Annotated in this window: 14 protein-coding genes; 1 reads left to right on the top strand and 13 read right to left on the bottom strand. The window is 67.0% G+C overall.

Going from position 1 to position 16,068, the window contains the following annotated elements; translation table 11 throughout:
* The 11 genes from VF194_RS03970 to VF194_RS04020 form a co-directional block, all read right to left on the bottom strand.
* The gene (locus VF194_RS03970) at positions 1 to 834 is read right to left on the bottom strand and encodes a DeoR/GlpR family DNA-binding transcription regulator (RefSeq protein WP_330888255.1); all 834 of its coding nucleotides are present in this window, start codon (positions 832 to 834) and stop codon (positions 1 to 3) included.
* 223 nt (positions 835 to 1,057) lie between these two features.
* Complete coding sequence (locus tag VF194_RS03975; protein ID WP_330888257.1) at positions 1,058 to 2,281, bottom strand: MFS transporter; 1,224 nt, start codon at positions 2,279 to 2,281, stop codon at positions 1,058 to 1,060.
* Between the two features lie 18 nt (positions 2,282 to 2,299).
* Positions 2,300 to 2,632 (bottom strand): DHCW motif cupin fold protein, encoded by a 333-nt coding sequence (locus VF194_RS03980; RefSeq protein WP_330888259.1) that lies wholly within the window; start codon positions 2,630 to 2,632, stop codon positions 2,300 to 2,302.
* A 95-nt stretch (positions 2,633 to 2,727) separates the two neighbouring features.
* Positions 2,728 to 3,180, bottom strand: coding sequence for a hypothetical protein (locus tag VF194_RS03985; RefSeq protein ID WP_330888261.1), 453 nt, complete (start codon positions 3,178 to 3,180; stop codon positions 2,728 to 2,730).
* A 72-nt stretch (positions 3,181 to 3,252) separates the two neighbouring features.
* Positions 3,253 to 3,738, bottom strand: coding sequence for a YajG family lipoprotein (locus VF194_RS03990; protein ID WP_330888263.1), 486 nt, complete (start codon positions 3,736 to 3,738; stop codon positions 3,253 to 3,255).
* Positions 3,739 to 3,817: 79 nt separating this feature from the next.
* Entirely contained in the window at positions 3,818 to 4,972 is a 1,155-nt protein-coding gene (locus VF194_RS03995; protein WP_330888265.1) for an acyl-CoA dehydrogenase family protein, read from the bottom strand.
* 2 nt (positions 4,973 to 4,974) lie between these two features.
* Positions 4,975 to 5,520, bottom strand: a complete 546-nt coding sequence (locus VF194_RS04000) for a GNAT family protein (RefSeq protein WP_330888267.1) — start codon at positions 5,518 to 5,520, stop codon at positions 4,975 to 4,977.
* Positions 5,517 to 7,496, bottom strand: a complete 1,980-nt coding sequence (locus VF194_RS04005) for an acetyl-CoA carboxylase biotin carboxylase subunit (protein WP_330888269.1) — start codon at positions 7,494 to 7,496, stop codon at positions 5,517 to 5,519. Before VF194_RS04005 ends, VF194_RS04000 begins: the two co-directional genes overlap by 4 nt.
* Positions 7,497 to 7,632: 136 nt before the next feature.
* A complete protein-coding gene (locus VF194_RS04010) occupies positions 7,633 to 8,790 on the bottom strand; it encodes an acyl-CoA dehydrogenase family protein (RefSeq protein ID WP_330888271.1) in 1,158 nt (385 codons plus the stop codon).
* A 99-nt stretch (positions 8,791 to 8,889) separates the two neighbouring features.
* Positions 8,890 to 10,509 (bottom strand): acyl-CoA carboxylase subunit beta, encoded by a 1,620-nt coding sequence (locus VF194_RS04015; RefSeq protein WP_330888273.1) that lies wholly within the window; start codon positions 10,507 to 10,509, stop codon positions 8,890 to 8,892.
* Positions 10,510 to 10,512: 3 nt separating this feature from the next.
* A complete protein-coding gene (locus VF194_RS04020) occupies positions 10,513 to 11,418 on the bottom strand; it encodes an SDR family oxidoreductase (protein WP_330888274.1) in 906 nt (301 codons plus the stop codon).
* Positions 11,419 to 11,581: 163 nt separating this feature from the next.
* On the opposite strand from VF194_RS04020, the gene VF194_RS04025 reads away from it, so the two are divergent.
* A complete protein-coding gene (locus tag VF194_RS04025; RefSeq protein ID WP_330888275.1) occupies positions 11,582 to 11,872 on the top strand; it encodes an SCP2 sterol-binding domain-containing protein in 291 nt (96 codons plus the stop codon).
* A 36-nt stretch (positions 11,873 to 11,908) separates the two neighbouring features.
* On the opposite strand, the gene VF194_RS04030 is transcribed toward VF194_RS04025, so the two are convergent.
* Positions 11,909 to 13,489 carry a PAS domain S-box protein gene (locus VF194_RS04030; RefSeq protein ID WP_330888276.1) on the bottom strand — a complete coding sequence of 527 codons (1,581 nt, stop codon included), beginning with the start codon at positions 13,487 to 13,489 and terminating at the stop codon, positions 11,909 to 11,911.
* 146 nt (positions 13,490 to 13,635) lie between these two features.
* Positions 13,636 to 15,834, bottom strand: coding sequence for a methyl-accepting chemotaxis protein (locus VF194_RS04035; protein WP_330888277.1), 2,199 nt, complete (start codon positions 15,832 to 15,834; stop codon positions 13,636 to 13,638).
* Between the last annotated feature and the right edge of the window lie 234 nt (positions 15,835 to 16,068).

The following is a 16,068-nucleotide window of genomic DNA, read 5'->3' on the forward strand; positions in this document are numbered from 1 at the left end:
TCACCCTCTCCTGCCGGTTGGCTGTGCTGCGTTGGAAGAGTCGTCCGGCCAGACGACGAGACGGACGCCGGCGGCGCGCAACATGGCGGCGATGGCGTCGGGCACCGGGCGATCCGTGAACACGGCCGTCGCCTCGGTGATCCGACCGCCGCGCACGGTGGCGCCACGGCCGAATTTGGAATGATCGAGCACGAGGAAGCGCTGGCGGCAATGCCGCACCAGGCTCTCGCGCATATGCACTTCATCGACGCTGAAATCGAGCAGGGTGCCGTCATCGGCGACGCCGCCGACGCCGTAGATGCCGATATCGACGGAGAAGCGGCCGAAGAAGCCATGCGCCTCGCCGGCCACGACGTCGCGGTCGAGATTGCGCAGCCGGCCGCCGGCGATGGTGATCTCGCAGGCCGGATTGCGGCTCAGGGCGATGGCGACGTTGAGGTTGTTGGTCATCACGCGCAGACCCGGATGGTCGGCCAGTGCCAGCGCGCATTGTTCGGGCGTGGTGCCGATGCCGAAGAACAGCGAGGCATTCTCCGGCACCTCGGCGGCAACCAGCTGGGCAATCAGCCGCTTGGCCTCGATATTCAGGACCTGTCGGGCCGGATAGGCAAGATTCTCGCCGTCGGGCGGCAATTCGACGCCGCCATGGCGCCGTCGCAGCAGGCCGCGGTCGCAGAGCAGGTTGACATCCCGCCGGATGGTCTGGGGGGTGACGCCGAAACGCCCGGCAAGACCATCGATGGCCTGAAAGCCTTCGCGCCTCACGAGGTCCACGATCGCTCGGGCGCGGTCATCCGCTGGCAGCATCCCCGTTCCGTCCGTTTCCTGTCCCATCCGGCTGTCCGACGTCTGAGATGTTCGTTCGAACATCAGCGGCGGTTGTTTCCGGTGATGCGACTTTCACATGAAAATTCCCTGTCGTCAAATGAACGCGCTTAAGTGGAGGCGGCCGCCCCGGACGACAACTGGAGGGCCCCGTTCCGGGGCGATTGCAGCCGGCATGGCTGCGGCGGGGCGGGAGATGAAAGATCCGGCGCCGCGGGCCGGCGGGGTTGCCCTAGACGGCGGCGGCCAGCCGGCCGCGCCACTGGCGGCGCAGCAGCACAAACGCGATCGCCATGTTGGCGATATTCCACAAAATGCCGTTGAGCAGCGCCGCCTGATACGAGCCGGTGAGATCGTAGATCGCGCCCGACATCCAGCCGCCCAGGGCCATGCCGGCCATGGTGGCCGAGATCGTCAGGCTGACGCGGAAACCGGCCTGGCTGGCCGGAAACAGCTCGCGGACGATGAAGGCATAGCTCGGCACGATGCCGCCCTGCACCAGGCCGAAGATCGCCGAGATGACATAGAGCGACATCAGGCCGTCGAAGGGCAGATACAGCGCCAGCGCCATGGCCTGCAGGGTCGAGCCGAGCAGCAGCGTCGGCAATCCGCCGATGCGGTCGAGGATCCAGCCCGATGTCAGCCGGCTGACGATGCCGAAGCCCAGCATCAGCGACAGCATCTGCGCGCCGCGCGCCGGGCCGTAGCCGAGATCGACGCAGTAGGCGACGATATGCACCTGCGGCATCGACATCGCCACGCAGCAGCCCAGTCCCGCCAGCACCAGCAGGCCCTGTACCAGTTGCGGCGGCCATCCGAGCGGCCGGCTGCCGAAGGCCGGCTGACCGGCATCGGCGCTGACCGGCGCCGGCTGGATGGTGGCGCGCCGGCGCAGCACCAGCAGCAGCAGCGGCATGGTGACGAGGCAGAAGATGGCGATGCCGATATGCGTCGCGCGCCAGCCGGCCTGGGCGATGAAATGCTCGATCACCGGCGGCCAGAGCGTGCCGGCGAAATAATTGCCGGCGGCGGCGAGGCCGATGGCGAGGCCGCGCCGCGCCGAGAACCAGTGCGAGATATCCGCCATCAGGGGCGCGAACATCGCCGCGCCGCCCAGTCCGACCAGGGCGCCATAGAGCAGCGCGAAGGAGACGATGCCCGGCGCAAAAGCCGTGGCGAAATAGCCGGCGGCGAGAAGCACCACGGCGCCCATCGCCGGCAGCATGAGGCCGAAACGGTCGGAGAGGCGGCCGATCACGACCGTGCCGCACATAAATCCGATCATCGTTGCCGTGTAGGGCAGCGATGCCTCGCCGCGGTCGACGCCGAATTCCGCCTGCACGGCGGGCATGGCCACGACGATCGACCACATGCCGACGCCGCCGATGGTGCCCAGGGCGACGCTGGCGGCCAGCCGCGCCCAGGCATAGGGCGATTCGATCTCGCGCGCGGCCATGCTCATCGCCGTGGCGGCTCAGTCGACGATGAAAAGCTTGGCGCCGGCCGGGCCGGTGCGCGAGCGGTGCGGCTCGGCATTGTCGGCGACCTGATAGCTCTGGCCGGGCTTGAGCGTGAAAACGCGGCCGTCCTTGAGCTCGGTGACGAGTTCGCCTTCCAGCACGAAAAGGATATGGCCCTTCTGGCACCAGTGATCGGCCAGATAATGCGGCGAATATTCCACCAGGCGCACGCGGATCGCGTCGAAATTCTGGGTACGCCACAGCGCCTCGCCGGTCTCGCCGGGATGGCGGGTCGGCGCCACCTTGGACCAGTCGGTGGTGCCAAACGGGATATTGGACATTTGCATAGGGCGGACTCCGAAACGGACATCCTGTTCTAGGCCCGCCGGCCGGCCCTGGCCAGCCTTGAATTGTGTCGGGACAATCTTGCGGAAAACCGGCTTCAGTGGCTGCCGATCACCGCGCCGGCGATGGTGACGAGCGCGGCGCCGAGCAGGAGGATGTGCAGCCGGAACATCCGGGTGAAATCCGGCGCGGTGTTGGCGTCATGGCGGCGGCGGTGCAGAAAGAACGGCTCGACGATGTAGAGCATCACCGCGAAGAGCAGCCACAGCCCGACCATGGCATGCATCCACCAGAAGCCGGGTTCGCTGAAGCGGTACCACAGCGCGCCATTGCGCAGCATCCACAGGCCGCTCAGGCCGGCGAGGGCGACGGCCCAGCGGGCGATGCGGCTGAACGGGCCTTCGATGGCTTCGAACAGGGCGCGCTTCTGCGCCATTGTCGGCTGGCGGCGCGCCAGCGGCAGGCCGATCAGGGTGACGAAGGCCACCCCGCCGATCCAGATCACGATCGACAGAACATGCAGGGCACGGGCGATGAGAAGATCGTTCATCGGCGATAGATTAGACGACTCTGCCAAGCCGCAATTTGAGGGAAATCAAGTTGGCATTCTTTAGATGCCGGCCTAACTACCGGGGACTGGCTGCTTTACGCCGGACGTCGCCGTGGCTTTCCCTGCCGCAACGAGCGCCTTTCGCATGTTTTCGTCTTCGATAAACTGTTGCATTACGTTCGTCAGGGCGTCTTCCAAGGCGACTTTTGCATTACTGCCTGTCGCCATTTGAATATTCCTGTTCATACCTACGCCCCTGCAGCCGCGACTATAGATATAAGAGCCGTCGGAGCGGGTTACAGTAAAATTGAAGGCAACCTCAGCAACAGCATCACCGGAGAAGAAGCCGTTTTTAAAATCATTGCAGAAAGTCTGCAATTCGATCTTAGCCTGCAACCCACCTGGGCCGACTTTAAAACCTAGCGACTCAAGCTCATGCTCGACCGCCTTTTGCATCAAGACAACAATGTCATTCTCCGCCTTAATGGGCGCGGTCTCTATGCCATAGCCATTCTTTTTGCTGCTGATTCGGTCTTTATTCGAAGCACGTCCGTCCACAGGCCTTCAAGCTGATCAACGCGCTGCGCCTGTTTTATTATATAATTCGCTCATCGAGAACAACTCTAAAAAGAATTAATCACCACCCCATCTGACGGCTCGCCAGATCCTTCATGATCTCCTCGGTGCCGCCGCCGATCGCATTGACCTTCACCTCTCGGTAGATGCGTTCGGACTTGCAGCCGCGCATGTAGCCGGCGCCGCCGAGAATCTGCACGGCCTCCGAGGCGCAGAAGGCCAGGGTCTGCGTCGCCTGGTTCTTCAGCATGCACAATTCGGCGATCGGGCTTTCGCCCTGATCGAGCGCCCAGGCGATGCGTTCCAGCATCGCCTGCGATGCCGCGAGGCGCTGCGCCATGTCGACCAGCTTGTGGCGGATCACCTGATGCCGGATCAGCGGCTGGCCGAAGGTCTCGCGCAGCTTCGCGTAATCCAGCGCCTCCTCGTAGGCGGTGCGGGCGAAACCGATGGCCGAGGCGGCCAGGCCGAGCCGTTCGTCGTTGAAGTTGAGCATGATGCCGCGGAAGCCAGCATTCTCCTCGCCGATCAGGTTCTCGGCCGGCACGCGGCAATCGTCGAAATGCAGGCTGGCCGTATCGGAGGCCCACCAGCCCATCTTCTTGAGCGGCGTGCGCGAAAAGCCGGGCGTATCGCGCTCGATCAGCAGCAGCGAGATGCCGCCCATGCCGGGCCCGCCGGTGCGCACCGCCACGGTATAGAAATCGGCGCGCAGGCCGGAGGTGATGAAGGTCTTCTCGCCGCGCACGATATAATGGTCGCCGCCGGCGTCATGTACGCGTTTCGCCGTGGTCTTCAGATTGGCCACATCCGAGCCGCCGCCCGGCTCGGTGATCGCCAGGGCGGAGATCTTCTCGCCGGCCAGCACCGGGCGCAGCACCCTGTCCTTCAGGCGCTCCGAGCCGAGCCTGGCGATCGGCGGCGCGCCGATGGTGTGGCTCATCAGCGAGGCGGCGACGCCGCCGGCGCCCGCCCGCGCCAGTTCCTGGCTGGCGATGATGGCGTAGAAGCGGTCGGCCGCGATGCCGCCATAGGCTTCCGGGAAGTTCAGCTGCAGCAGCCCGACCGCGGCGGCTTTGCGGTAAAGCGCGCGCGGAAATTCGCCCGCTTCGTCCCAGGCATCGGCGTAAGGCGCGATCTCCTTCTCCACGAAGCGGCGCAGCTGCGCGCGGAAAGCCTCGTGTTCGGGCGTGTAATAGGGCGATCTGGCCAGCATGCTCAGCCGCCATTATTCGCCTGCGGCGGACGCAGGCGGGCCATGATGACGATGTCGTCGTAATGCTGGTCCAGCTTGCGGGCGCGCACGCGCACGCCCTCGGTGACGAAGCCGAACTTGCGATAGAGCGCGATCGCGCCGCTGTTGCTGGCATAGACCTGCAATTCGATGCGCTCCAGCCCGATGCGCTGCGCCCAGTCGAAACAGACCTGCAGCATGCGCGTGCCGAGCCCCTTGCCGCGCCAGCTCTCGTCCAGCCCCATGCCGAGCTGGCCGGCATGCTGAAAGCCCGGCCGCAGCGGATTGTCCGGCGGCACATGGATGTCGCACCAGCCGATCACGGTGTCGGACGGATCGACCGCGACGACGAAGGGCAGGCCGCGCTGCACCATCGCCTTGATGAAGAATTTCGCTTCCGCCGCCGAGGGCGCCTCGGTGAAGGCCAGATACAGCCGCTCGCGCGCCACCCGATCCAGGCAGGCGCGATAGGACTCGGCATCCGCCTCGCGGATCGGCCTGATCTCGGCGGGCAACGGCTTGCCGTTCATCCTCGTTCCGCCTCCAGCGGCTGCAGCGCCGCCAGCAACTGCCTGCTGGCGACCTGCTCGCCGACCTTGACCGGCAGCGCCTCGACCAGCGCATCGGCCCGCGCGACCATTTCATGCTGCATCTTCATCGCCTCCAGCACGACCAGACGCTGGCCCTTCTTCACCCGTTCGCCCGCCGCCGCCAGCACGGCGACGATCCTGCCGCTCATCGGCGCGCGCAATTCCCGCTCGGCTGCGGCCTCCGCCTGGCCGGAGGGCCGATAGAGGATATCGCGGCAGGAGAAATCGGCGCCGGCGCAGGCGACATGCAATCTACCATCGGCGAAGACGAAAGCGAGATCGCTTTCGGCGCCATGCGCCGCCACGCGCAGACGGCCATTCCCGCGCGCCAGGATGCGCAGGTCGAGATCGTCGATGCGGTAGCGGCCTGGGTAGCGATCTGGGCCGAGTACGGCGACCTGCTTCCTGCTCGTGCCGCCGGCATGCTCGAGCAGGACCGGCCAGGCCAGGCTGCCGCTGGAGCACCAGGCGCGGGCCGGATCATGGCCGTTCGCCGCCGCATCCGCCTCGAAAAGCAGGATGGCCGCCGCGGCCAGCAGCAGATCGCCGGGCTCAGCCGCTCGCACGGCGGCGAAACGGTCGGCGATGAAATGCGTCGTCGTCTTGCCGGCGGCGACATCCGGATGCGACAGCAGGTCGATCAGGAAGCCGCGATTGGTGGCAAGCCCCAGCGCCACCGTCCGCTCCAGCGCGCGCAGCAGCCGGCGCCGGGCTTCCTCGCGGCTGGCGCCATGCGCGACGATCTTGGCGATCATCGGATCGTAATGCGGCGTGATCTCCTGCCCGGCCGCCAGGCCATGATCGACGCGGATGCCCGCGCCCTCGGGCGGCTGCCAGGCGGCGAGCTTTCCCGCCTGCGGCAGGAAATTCTCATGCGGCGCCTCGGCATAGAGCCGCGCCTCGATGGCATGGCCGGCGAAGGCGACATCCTGCTGGCGGAGCGGCAGAACCTCGCCCGCCGCCACCCTGATCTGCCAGGCGACGAGATCGAGGCCGGTGACGGCTTCGGTCACCGGATGCTCGACCTGCAGCCGCGTATTCATCTCGAGGAAATGGAAATCCCGGCCATTCGCATCGAGCAGGAATTCCACCGTGCCGGCGCCGGCATAGCCGATGGCCCGGGCCGCCGCGACGGCCGCCGCGCCCATTTCCGCGCGCAAGCGCGCATCGACGGCGGGCGATGGCGCCTCCTCGATCACCTTCTGATGCCGGCGCTGCAGCGAGCAGTCGCGCTCGCCGAGATGGATGACGTTGCCATGGCTGTCGGCGAAGACCTGGATCTCGATATGGCGACCGGCGGCGACGGCCTTCTCCAGGATCAGCTCGCCCGAGCCGAAGGCGGCCGCGGCCTCGGCGCGCGCCGCCTGGATGGCGCCCGGAAGATCGGCGGGATCGCGCACCAGCCGCATGCCGCGCCCGCCGCCGCCGGCCGCCGCCTTGACCATCAGCGGCAGGCCGATCCTTGCGGCGGCCTCCAAGAGTGCCGCGTCGGATTGATCCTCGCCCTGATAGCCCGGCAGGCAGGGCAGGCCGGCCTCGATCATGCGCCGTTTCGCGGCGGCCTTGTTGCCCATCGCCGCGATCGCCGGCGCCGGCGGGCCGATGAAGACGAGGCCGGCATCGGCGCAGGCCTGCGCGAAATCCGCGTTTTCCGATAGAAAGCCATAGCCCGGATGCACCGCCTGGGCGCCGGTGTCCTTCGCCGCGTTCAGGATCGCGTCCATGCTGAGATAGCTCTGCTTCGCCTCGGCCGGGCCGATGCAGATCGCCTTGTCTGCCTGCAGCACATGCGGCGCGCCGGCATCGGCTTCGGAATAGACCGCCACACTGCGATAGCCCAGCGCGCGCGCCGAGCGGATGATGCGGCAGGCGATCTCGCCGCGATTGGCGACCAGAATGTCGGTGAAGCCCGACATTATTCCACCGCCCCGCAAGCGTCATGGCCGGACGTGTTCCGGCCATCCACGCATCTGCCGCAAACGTTCGAAAGAAAGGCGCGGCCGCCCGGGATCAGCCCGGGCATGACAACTTTCTTTTCAACCATCGTCATCTTCACTTCCGCTTGCCCGGCAGGATGCCCATATGCTTGGCGATGATCCCGAGCATGATCTCGTCGGCGCCGCCGCCGATGGAGGCCAGCCGGCTGTCGCGATAGGCGCGGCTGATCGGGGTTTCGTTCATGAAGCCCATGCCGCCGAAATATTGCAGGCAGGCATCGGTGATCTCGCGGCCGAGCCGGCCGGCCTTCAGCTTGGCCATCGAGGCGAGCATGGTGACGTCCTCGCCCTTCAGCATCAGATCGGCGGCGCGGTAGCTCAGCGCCCGCAGCAGCTCGATCTCGGTCTTCAGTTCCGCCAGGCGGAAATGCACGACCTGATTGTCGAGGATCGCCTGGCCGAAAGCCTGGCGCTGGCGGGTATAGTCGATCGTCTGCTCGATATGGCGTTCCATCGCCGCCAGGCTGGACAGGGCCGCCCACAGCCTTTCCTCCTGGAACTGCATCATCTGATACATGAAGCCATGGCCTTCCTGGCCGATACGGAAGCGCTGCGGCACGCGCACGTCGTCGAAGAAGATCTGCGCCGTGTCGGAGCTGCGCATGCCGAGCTTGTCGAGCTTGCGCGCGATCTGCACCCCCTTGGTCTTCATCGGCAGGCAGATCAGCGACTTGTTCTGATGCACCGGGCCCTCGCCGGTATTGGCCAGCAGGCACATCCAATCGGCCTGCGTGCCGTTGGTGGTCCACATCTTGCCGCCGTTGATGACGTAATCGTCGCCGTCCTTGCGCGCCGTCGTCTTGATGCTGGCCACGTCCGAACCGGCGCCGACTTCCGACACCCCGAGACAGGCCACCCTGTCGCCGCTGATGCTGGGGACGAGGAACTCCTTGCGCAGTTCGTCCGAGCCGAACCTGGCCAGCGCCGGCGTCGCCATGTCGGTCTGCACGCCGATCGCCATCGGCACGCCGCCGCACTGGATCTGCCCCAGCGCCTCGATCATCACCATCTGATAGGAGTAATCGAGACCGAGGCCGCCATACTCGACCGGCTTGTTGATGCCGAGCATGCCCAGATCGCCCAGCTTCTTGAACAGCGCATGCGCCGGAAAGATGCCCGCGCGCTCCCACTCCTCGACATGCGGGTTGATCTCTGTGTCGATGAAGCGGATCAGGTTGCGCCGGATCGCCTCATGCTCCTGGGTGAACTCCATGACGCATCCTCCTCCACGCCGAACCGCCGGTTACGCCTTCTGTCATGGCCGGGCGCGGCCCGGCCGGCTACGTCCTGAACCGGCCATGTCCTGGACCGGTCACACCCTTGCAATCCCGAACGCGTTGCGTTTCGTCGCGCGCGCATCGGCCTCGCGGCAGATATCCAGGCAGAAGCCGAGCACGCGGCGCGAATCGCGCGGATCGATCAGTCCGTCGTCCCAGAGCCGCGCGGTGGCGAACAGCGCCGTGCTTTCGGCTTCCATCTTCTTCACCACCTGCGCCTTCATCTTTTCCAGCGCCGCCATGTCGGGCTCGGCGCCGGCTCGGCGGAACTTCTCCTCGGCGACGATGGCCAGCACGCCGGCGGCCTGTTCCGGGCCCATCACGGCGATGCGGTTGTTCGGCCAGGCGAAGATGAAGCGCGGATCATAGGCGCGGCCGCACATGCCGTAATTGCCGGCCCCGAAGCTGGCGCCGATATGCAGGGTCAGTTTCGGCACGCGCGCATTGGTCACCGCCTGGATCATCTTCGAGCCATGCTTGACGATGCCGCCGCGTTCCGCCTCCCTGCCCACCATGTAGCCGGTGGTGTTCTGCAGGAAGACCAGCGGCATGTCGGCCTGATCGCAAAGCTGGATGAACTGCGCGGCCTTGGCGGCGCCTTCGGTATCGATCGGCCCGTTATTGCCGATCAGCCCGACCGCCTCGCCTTCGATCGAGGCCTGGCCGCAGACGGTATGGCCGCCATAGCCGGGCTTGAAATCGACGAAGTCGCTGTCGTCGACCAGCCGCGCGATCACCTCGCGCACGTCGTAGGGCTTGCGGTAATCGATGGGCACGATGCCGCAAAGCTCGTCGATGTCGTAGCGCGGCGGCCGGCTCGCCTTCTTGCGCAACTGCGGCCCGCGCTCGTTCCAGGGCAGCTTGGCGCAGATCTCGCGCACGATGCGCAGGGCATCGGCATCGTCCGCGGCGAGATATTCGGCAACGCCGGAGACCTGCGCATGCATCTCGGCGCCGCCAAGCTCTTCATCGGTGGCGATCTCGCCGGTGGCGGATCTGAGCAGCGGCGGCCCGGCAAGGAAGATCTTGGCGCGGCCCTTCACCACGACGACGTAATCGCTCATCCCCGGCACGTAGGCGCCGCCCGCCGTGCTGGAGCCATGCACCACGGTGATCTGCGGGATGCCGGCAGCCGACAGCCGCGCCTGGTTGGCGAAGCCCTTGCCGCCCTCGACGAAGATTTCGGCCTGGTAATTCAGATTGGCGCCGCCGGATTCGACCAGGTTCACCACCGGCAGCTTGTTCTGCAGCGCGATCTCCTGCGCGCGCAGGCTCTTGCGCAGACCCATCGGCGCGATCGTGCCGCCCTTGATGCCGGAATCGGATGCCGCGATCATGCAGCGGATGCCGGCGACGTAGCCGATGCCGGCGATGGAGCCGCCGCCCATGATGTTCTCGGCGCCGTCGTCGTCGTGCATCCTGTAGCCGGCCAGCGTGGCGATCTCCAGGAAGGGCGCGCCGCGGTCCAGCAGATGCGCGATGCGGTCGCGCGGCGAAAGCTGGCCGCGTTTCTCGAAGACCGGCCGGCGCGCATTGGAGGTATCGCGCACGCGCCGCTCCAGGGCGCGGAAGCCCTCGATCAGCGCCAGCATCTCGGCGCGGTTCCGCCGGAAGCTTTCCGAGGCGGGGTCGATCTGCGTCTGCAGGACCGCCATCGCCTATTCCTCCCGCAGCACGTTCGGCGTCGTCGCGCGATGAAAGCCGTTCCAGGGCTGCGATCGGTCGTGCTTGGGCAATTCGTAATTGCGCCGCGCATTCGGCACCGCGCCGTCGACGCGGAGGCAGTCGCCGGTGATGAAGGCCGCGGCCGGCGAGAGCAGAAAGACGATGGCGGCCGAGACTTCCGATTCGGTGCCGAGCCGCTGCAGCGGCACTTCGCGTTTCATGCCGCGGATGACCGGCGTCATCCAATCGGGATAGGTGTCGATGCCGCTCGATGCGATCCAGCCCGGCGCCACGGCGTTGACGCGCACGCCGCTCGGCGCCCATTCCACCGCCGCCGTTTCGGTGAAGTTGACCATGCCGGCGCGCGCCGCGCCGGAATGGCCCATATTCGGCATGCCGCCCCACATATCGGCGACGATGTTGACGATGGCGCCGCCGTGATCGGCCATCCATTGCGTGTAGCATTCGCGCGCCATCAGGAAGCCGCCGGTGAGGTTGTTGCGCACCACGGCGTCCCAGCCCTTCTGGCTGATCTGGCTGAGCGGCGCCGGGAACTGCCCGCCGGCATTGTTCACCAGGCCGTCGATGCGGCCGAAGCGCTTGACGATCGCGGCGACGGCGGCGCGCACCGCTTCCTCTTCGCGGATATCGCAGGCGAAGACATCGACATCGGCACGGGCGTTGTCCGCGCGCAGTTCGGCGGCGACGGCATCGAGCTTTTCCTTCTTGCGGCCGATCAGCGCGAGCCGGGCGCCGAGATGGCAGAGTTCGTGCGCCGTGCAGCGCCCGATGCCGGAGCCGCCGCCGGTCACGATCATCACCTGGCCGGCGAACAGGCCGTCGCGGAAAACCGAGCGGAACGATCCGCCATCGCTCTTGCTCGTCGGAGCGGCATCCATCGCGGCGTTTCTCCCTCGCAGCTTTATACTGCGTCGCATGGTCTTATGTGGTTTTTATGCGCTGCAGCGACGCTACTTGACGCTTACGTTAACGTCAATATAGGGTGCCGCCGGATGCAAGCAGCGTTGACGCAGCGTCAACATCAAGAGCCTGGGAGGCCTCATGTCGCTCGAACAGATCACGCAGCAGATGAGCCAGCGCGTGCAGCCGGGCACGCTGGACGCCACGGTGAAATTCGATTTCGGCGATGACGGCAAAATCTTCGTCGACGGCCCCGCCGGCAGCGTCAGCAACGACGACAAGGATGCCGACTGCACCATCACCATATCGCTGGACAATTTCAAGTCGCTGGTCGCCGGCGATCTCGACCCGACCACCGCCTTCATGATGGGCAAGCTGAAGGTACAGGGCAGTATGGGCGTGGCGATGAAGCTGCAGTCGATCCTCGGCTGAGCGGCGGCGCCGTCCGGATAAGCCGCCCGCCGCGCCTCAGGCGGCGGTCGGCATCAGGATGCTGACGATGGTGCCGCGGCCAAGCTCGCTTTCGATCGACACCTTGCCGCCCTGCAGCTCGACCAGCGAACGCACGATGGCCAGCCCGAGGCCGGCGCCGTCATATTGCCGGCGATAGATGTTGTCGAGCTGCGCGAACGGCTTCATCAGCTTGGGGATGTCCTGCGTGGCGATGCCGACGCCGGTATCGGCGACCCAGATGCGCATGCCGGCGGCGCCATCGGCGGCGAGGCCCAGCGTGACGCGGCCGCCCTCGGGCGTGAACTTGATCGCATTGGACAGCAGGTTGAGCAGTATCTGATGCATCGCGCGTTCGTCGGCGCGCAATAGCGGCAGATCGGCGGCGACCTCGCATTGCAGCGTCAGGCCGGCCCGCGCCGCCTGATCGCGCACGGTGCCGATGGCGCGGTTGGCGACATCCTGCATCGCCAGGTCTTCCAGGGCGAGGGCGAATTTGCCCGCCTCGATCCGCGACAGATCCAGCAGGTCGTTGATGATCTTCAGCAGATGCAGGCCGCTGGCATGGATGTCGGCCGAGTAGGAGGTCACCAGCGCGCGGTTCGAGATGTCGATGATGCCCGCGGCCATGGCTTCCGAGAAGCCGATGATGGCGTTCAGCGGCGTGCGCAGCTCGTGGCTCATATTGGCGAGGAAGCGGCTCTTGGCCCGGTTGGCCTCCTCCGCCTCGACCTTGGCCTGCCAGAGCATTTCGGCATGCACCACCCGCTCGGTGATGTCGCGGTTGGTGCCGATCAGCTTGACGGCGCTGCCGTCGGGCGCGCGTTCGACAAGGCCGCGCACCTGCAGATGCCGCACTTCTCCCGACGGGCGCAGGATGCGGTGTTCGATCTCGAACTGCTCCTGCGCCGTCACCGCCGCCTTGAGCTGCTGCTGCAGCATCGCCCGGTCGTCGGGATGCACGCGCGCGGTCCAGGAGTCGACGTCGTAATCGAAATGTTCGGGATCGATGCCCCAGAGTTCGAGCACGCGCGCATCGGCGGTCAGGCTGGTGGTCGCCAGATCGCGTTCCCAGATGCCGATGCCGCTGGCGGTGACGGCAAGCTGCAGATGGCGGACCAGTTCCTGCAGGTCGGCCTCGTGCTGCTTGCGGGCGGTGATGTCGGTGATCTGCACCACGAGGTAATCCGGCGCGCCGGCGGCGTCGCGCACCAGGCGGCGGTCGACCAGGCCCCAGACATAGCGGCCGTCGCGGCGCCGGTAGCGTTTCTCTTCCTGGAAATGCTCGATCTCGCCGCGCTGGAAGCGCTCGAATACCCGCTCGGCCCCGGCCCGGTCGTCGGCGGACATGACATCGCGGAAGGCCAGCGTCTGCATCTCGTCATGGCTGTAGCCGAGGAAGTCGCACATGGCGCGGTTGGCGCGCAGGCAGCGGCCATCCAGGGCGGAGATCACCAGGGCGACGGGCAGATGGTCGATGGCGGCCCGGATCAGCGGCACATCGCCCGCCGGCGCGGCGTCCGGGGGCTCCGCCGCATCGGCGGGCGCATCGGCTCGCGCACCTGAATCCTGATCCGCTTTGTCGACGTCGTGTTCCACGGTATCCGGCATATCCCGCAAGACTGGCGTTCAGCCGATCATGCGCGGCCCAACAGCATTGGATGAGCCTGTCATCCTGCTGACAGACCGGTAACCAATTCCTAAACGCGGCCCGAAAAGGCCGCCCGGACAGCCGGCCCGGAAACTTACGCCTCGTCGGCGCCGAAATAGGCCTTGATCGCGGCAATGGCGGCGGCATCCTCGCTGCTGTAGCGCACCGCGACATACTCGCCGTCGATCCTGGTGACGGTGCCGGTGCAGCGGAAATTCAGCACGCCGCGGTCGGTCGCCACCCGCACCTGCAGCGGCAGTTCCGCCCCCATGGCCGGCGGACGCGCGAGCGGACCGAAGAACAGGCCGATGCGCGACCAGTTGCGCAACGGCACCGTCGCGCCCTGCAGCGTCACGGTATCGCCCGGGCCCGCTTCGTGGCGATGCGCCTGGCGATGCTCGGCATGGCGCGCGCCGAGCTGGAAGAAGGCGACCAGTTCGGCCAGGCCCTGGGCCATGTTGGCGAGCGACTGCGCCGAGGCATGCGTCTGCTCGACCAGGGCCGCATTGCGCTGGGTGATCTCGTCCATCTGGCCGACGGCGATGTTCACCTCGTCGAGCCCGCGCGACTGCTCGTCGGAGGCGGTGGCGATCTCGGCGACGATGGCGGTGACCTTCTCGACCGCAGCGACGATATCGGCCAGCGCCTGGCCGGCCTGATGCACCTGGCGGGCGCCGTCCTGCACCTGGGCGGTGGAGGTCTGGATCAGCGTCTTGATGTCCTTCGAGGCATTGGCCGAACGCTGCGCCAGCGCGCGCACCTCCTGCGCCACCACGGCGAAGCCCTTGCCGGCCTCGCCGGCGCGCGCAGCTTCCACGCTGGCATTGAGCGCCAGCAGGTTGGTCTGGAAGGCGATCTCGTCGATCAGCGCGACGATGTCGGAAATCCGCCGCGCGCTGTCCTCGATGCCGCCCATCGCCGCCACCACGCCGGCGACCACCTCGCCGCCGCGATGGGCGGTGCTGCGCGCCGCCGCCGCCAGCTCGTCGGCCGCCTTGGCGTTGTCGGCATTCTGCTTCACCGTCGCGGTGACCTGATGCATGGCGGCCGCCGTCTCTTCCAGCGTCGCCGCCTGGCTTTCGGTGCGATGCGCCAGATCCTCCGAGCCGGCGGAGATTTCCGCCGCCGACTGGCGCAGGGTCGCCGACGAGACGGAGAGTTCCTCGGCGAAGCCGCGCAAGGTATTCGCCATGCCGTTGGCGCTCTGCTTCAGATCGGCGAAGACGCCGTGATATTCGCCATGCACGGCGCGGGAGACGTCGCCGTCCGCCATGCCGTGCATGACGCCCGCCAGCTCGGTGGTGATCTGCTGCAGCGTCGCGGTCAGGCTGTTCAGCCGCCGGCTGATAGCGAGCAGGAAGCCTTCCTTGCCGGCTTCGTTCAGGCGCGTTTCGAGACGGCCATGCACGATCTCGTCGCACAGCGCGGCGATTTCGGCCGCCGCCGCCGCTTCGCGCGCCGCGCGCTCGCTGCGCTGGGCCTCCGCCGTCTGGCGCATCGCCTCGGCTTCGCGCTGCAGCCGGTCGTTCTCCAGGCCGTTGGTCTTGAACACCTCGACGGCGCGGGCGATCGCGCCGACCTCGTCGCCCCGCGCCGTATGCGGCACGCTCACCGACCAGTCGCGTTCGGCCAGCCGGCCGATGGCGGCGGCCAGTGCCTGCAGCGGCCTGGCCACGGCGCGCGCCAGCAGCCAGCCGAAGAAGACCAGCAGCAGGCCGTTGGCGGTGACCGCGACGCCGGTCTTGACGATCTGGTGTTGCATCGCGGCATCGACATCGTCGAGATAGACGCCGCTGCCGATTACCCAGCCCCAGGGCGCATAGGCCTTCACGAAGGAGATTTTCTCCACCGGCTCGCTGCTGCCCGGCTTCGGCCAGCGATAGCGCAGCACGCCCTCGCCCTTCTCGCGCGCCAGCCGCGCGAATTCGACGAAGATCCGCTTGCCGTCCGGATCGGCGTAGCGGCTGACATCCTGGCCGACCAGCTCCTTGGCGAAGGGATGCATGATCAGCACCGGCGTCTGGTCGTTGACCCAGAAATACTCCTTGCCGCCGTAGCGCAGCCCCTGCAGGGCGGCCAGGGCCGCCTGCTGCGCCGCCGCCTGGCTCAGGGCGCCGCTTTCGGCCTGGGCGGCGTAATGCTGCACCACGCCATAGGCGACCTCGACCAGCTCGCGGGTCTTCGCCGCGCGGTCCTCCAGCAGGGTGCCGCGCAGATGGAACAGGTCGACGCCGAGCTGGACGATCAGGCTGACGATGGATATGCCGATGATGGCCATGATGCGCACGATCATCGGCAGGCCCGGCGGCGCGCGGGCCGGGCTTGATGGGCCATGGCCGGTGCGGTAAGGGGAACGGACATCGGCATACGCAAAAGCCTCTTTATTCGTCTGGGGCAGGAAACGGGAAAGCGGATGTGAAAGCCGGCAGGACCGTAGCAAAATGGCCGTCCGCAGGATTGATCCTGGTCAATTTCCGCCGCCGCGCGGCGGGCGGATGGCCGCCGGCCGCCGCCTGCCTCGGCGCCG

Source organism: Ferrovibrio sp. (assembly GCF_036381655.1).
Classification (GTDB): Bacteria; Pseudomonadota; Alphaproteobacteria; order Ferrovibrionales; family Ferrovibrionaceae; genus Ferrovibrio.

What these genes read in the sequence shown, in the direction of transcription:
- VF194_RS03970 (WP_330888255.1), bottom strand. Translation starts at nt 834, where the DNA reads ATGGGACAGGAAACGGACGGAACGGGGATGCTGCCAGCGGATGACCGC.
- VF194_RS03975 (WP_330888257.1), bottom strand. Translation starts at nt 2,281, where the DNA reads ATGGCCGCGCGCGAGATCGAATCGCCCTATGCCTGGGCGCGGCTGGCC.
- VF194_RS03980 (WP_330888259.1), bottom strand. Translation starts at nt 2,632, where the DNA reads ATGCAAATGTCCAATATCCCGTTTGGCACCACCGACTGGTCCAAGGTG.
- VF194_RS03985 (WP_330888261.1), bottom strand. Translation starts at nt 3,180, where the DNA reads ATGAACGATCTTCTCATCGCCCGTGCCCTGCATGTTCTGTCGATCGTG.
- VF194_RS03995 (WP_330888265.1), bottom strand. Translation starts at nt 4,972, where the DNA reads ATGCTGGCCAGATCGCCCTATTACACGCCCGAACACGAGGCTTTCCGC.
- VF194_RS04000 (WP_330888267.1), bottom strand. Translation starts at nt 5,520, where the DNA reads ATGAACGGCAAGCCGTTGCCCGCCGAGATCAGGCCGATCCGCGAGGCG.
- VF194_RS04005 (WP_330888269.1), bottom strand. Translation starts at nt 7,496, where the DNA reads ATGTCGGGCTTCACCGACATTCTGGTCGCCAATCGCGGCGAGATCGCC.
- VF194_RS04010 (WP_330888271.1), bottom strand. Translation starts at nt 8,790, where the DNA reads ATGGAGTTCACCCAGGAGCATGAGGCGATCCGGCGCAACCTGATCCGC.
- VF194_RS04015 (WP_330888273.1), bottom strand. Translation starts at nt 10,509, where the DNA reads ATGGCGGTCCTGCAGACGCAGATCGACCCCGCCTCGGAAAGCTTCCGG.
- VF194_RS04020 (WP_330888274.1), bottom strand. Translation starts at nt 11,418, where the DNA reads ATGGATGCCGCTCCGACGAGCAAGAGCGATGGCGGATCGTTCCGCTCG.
- VF194_RS04025 (WP_330888275.1), top strand. Translation starts at nt 11,582, where the DNA reads ATGTCGCTCGAACAGATCACGCAGCAGATGAGCCAGCGCGTGCAGCCG.
- VF194_RS04035 (WP_330888277.1), bottom strand. Translation starts at nt 15,834, where the DNA reads ATGATCGTGCGCATCATGGCCATCATCGGCATATCCATCGTCAGCCTG.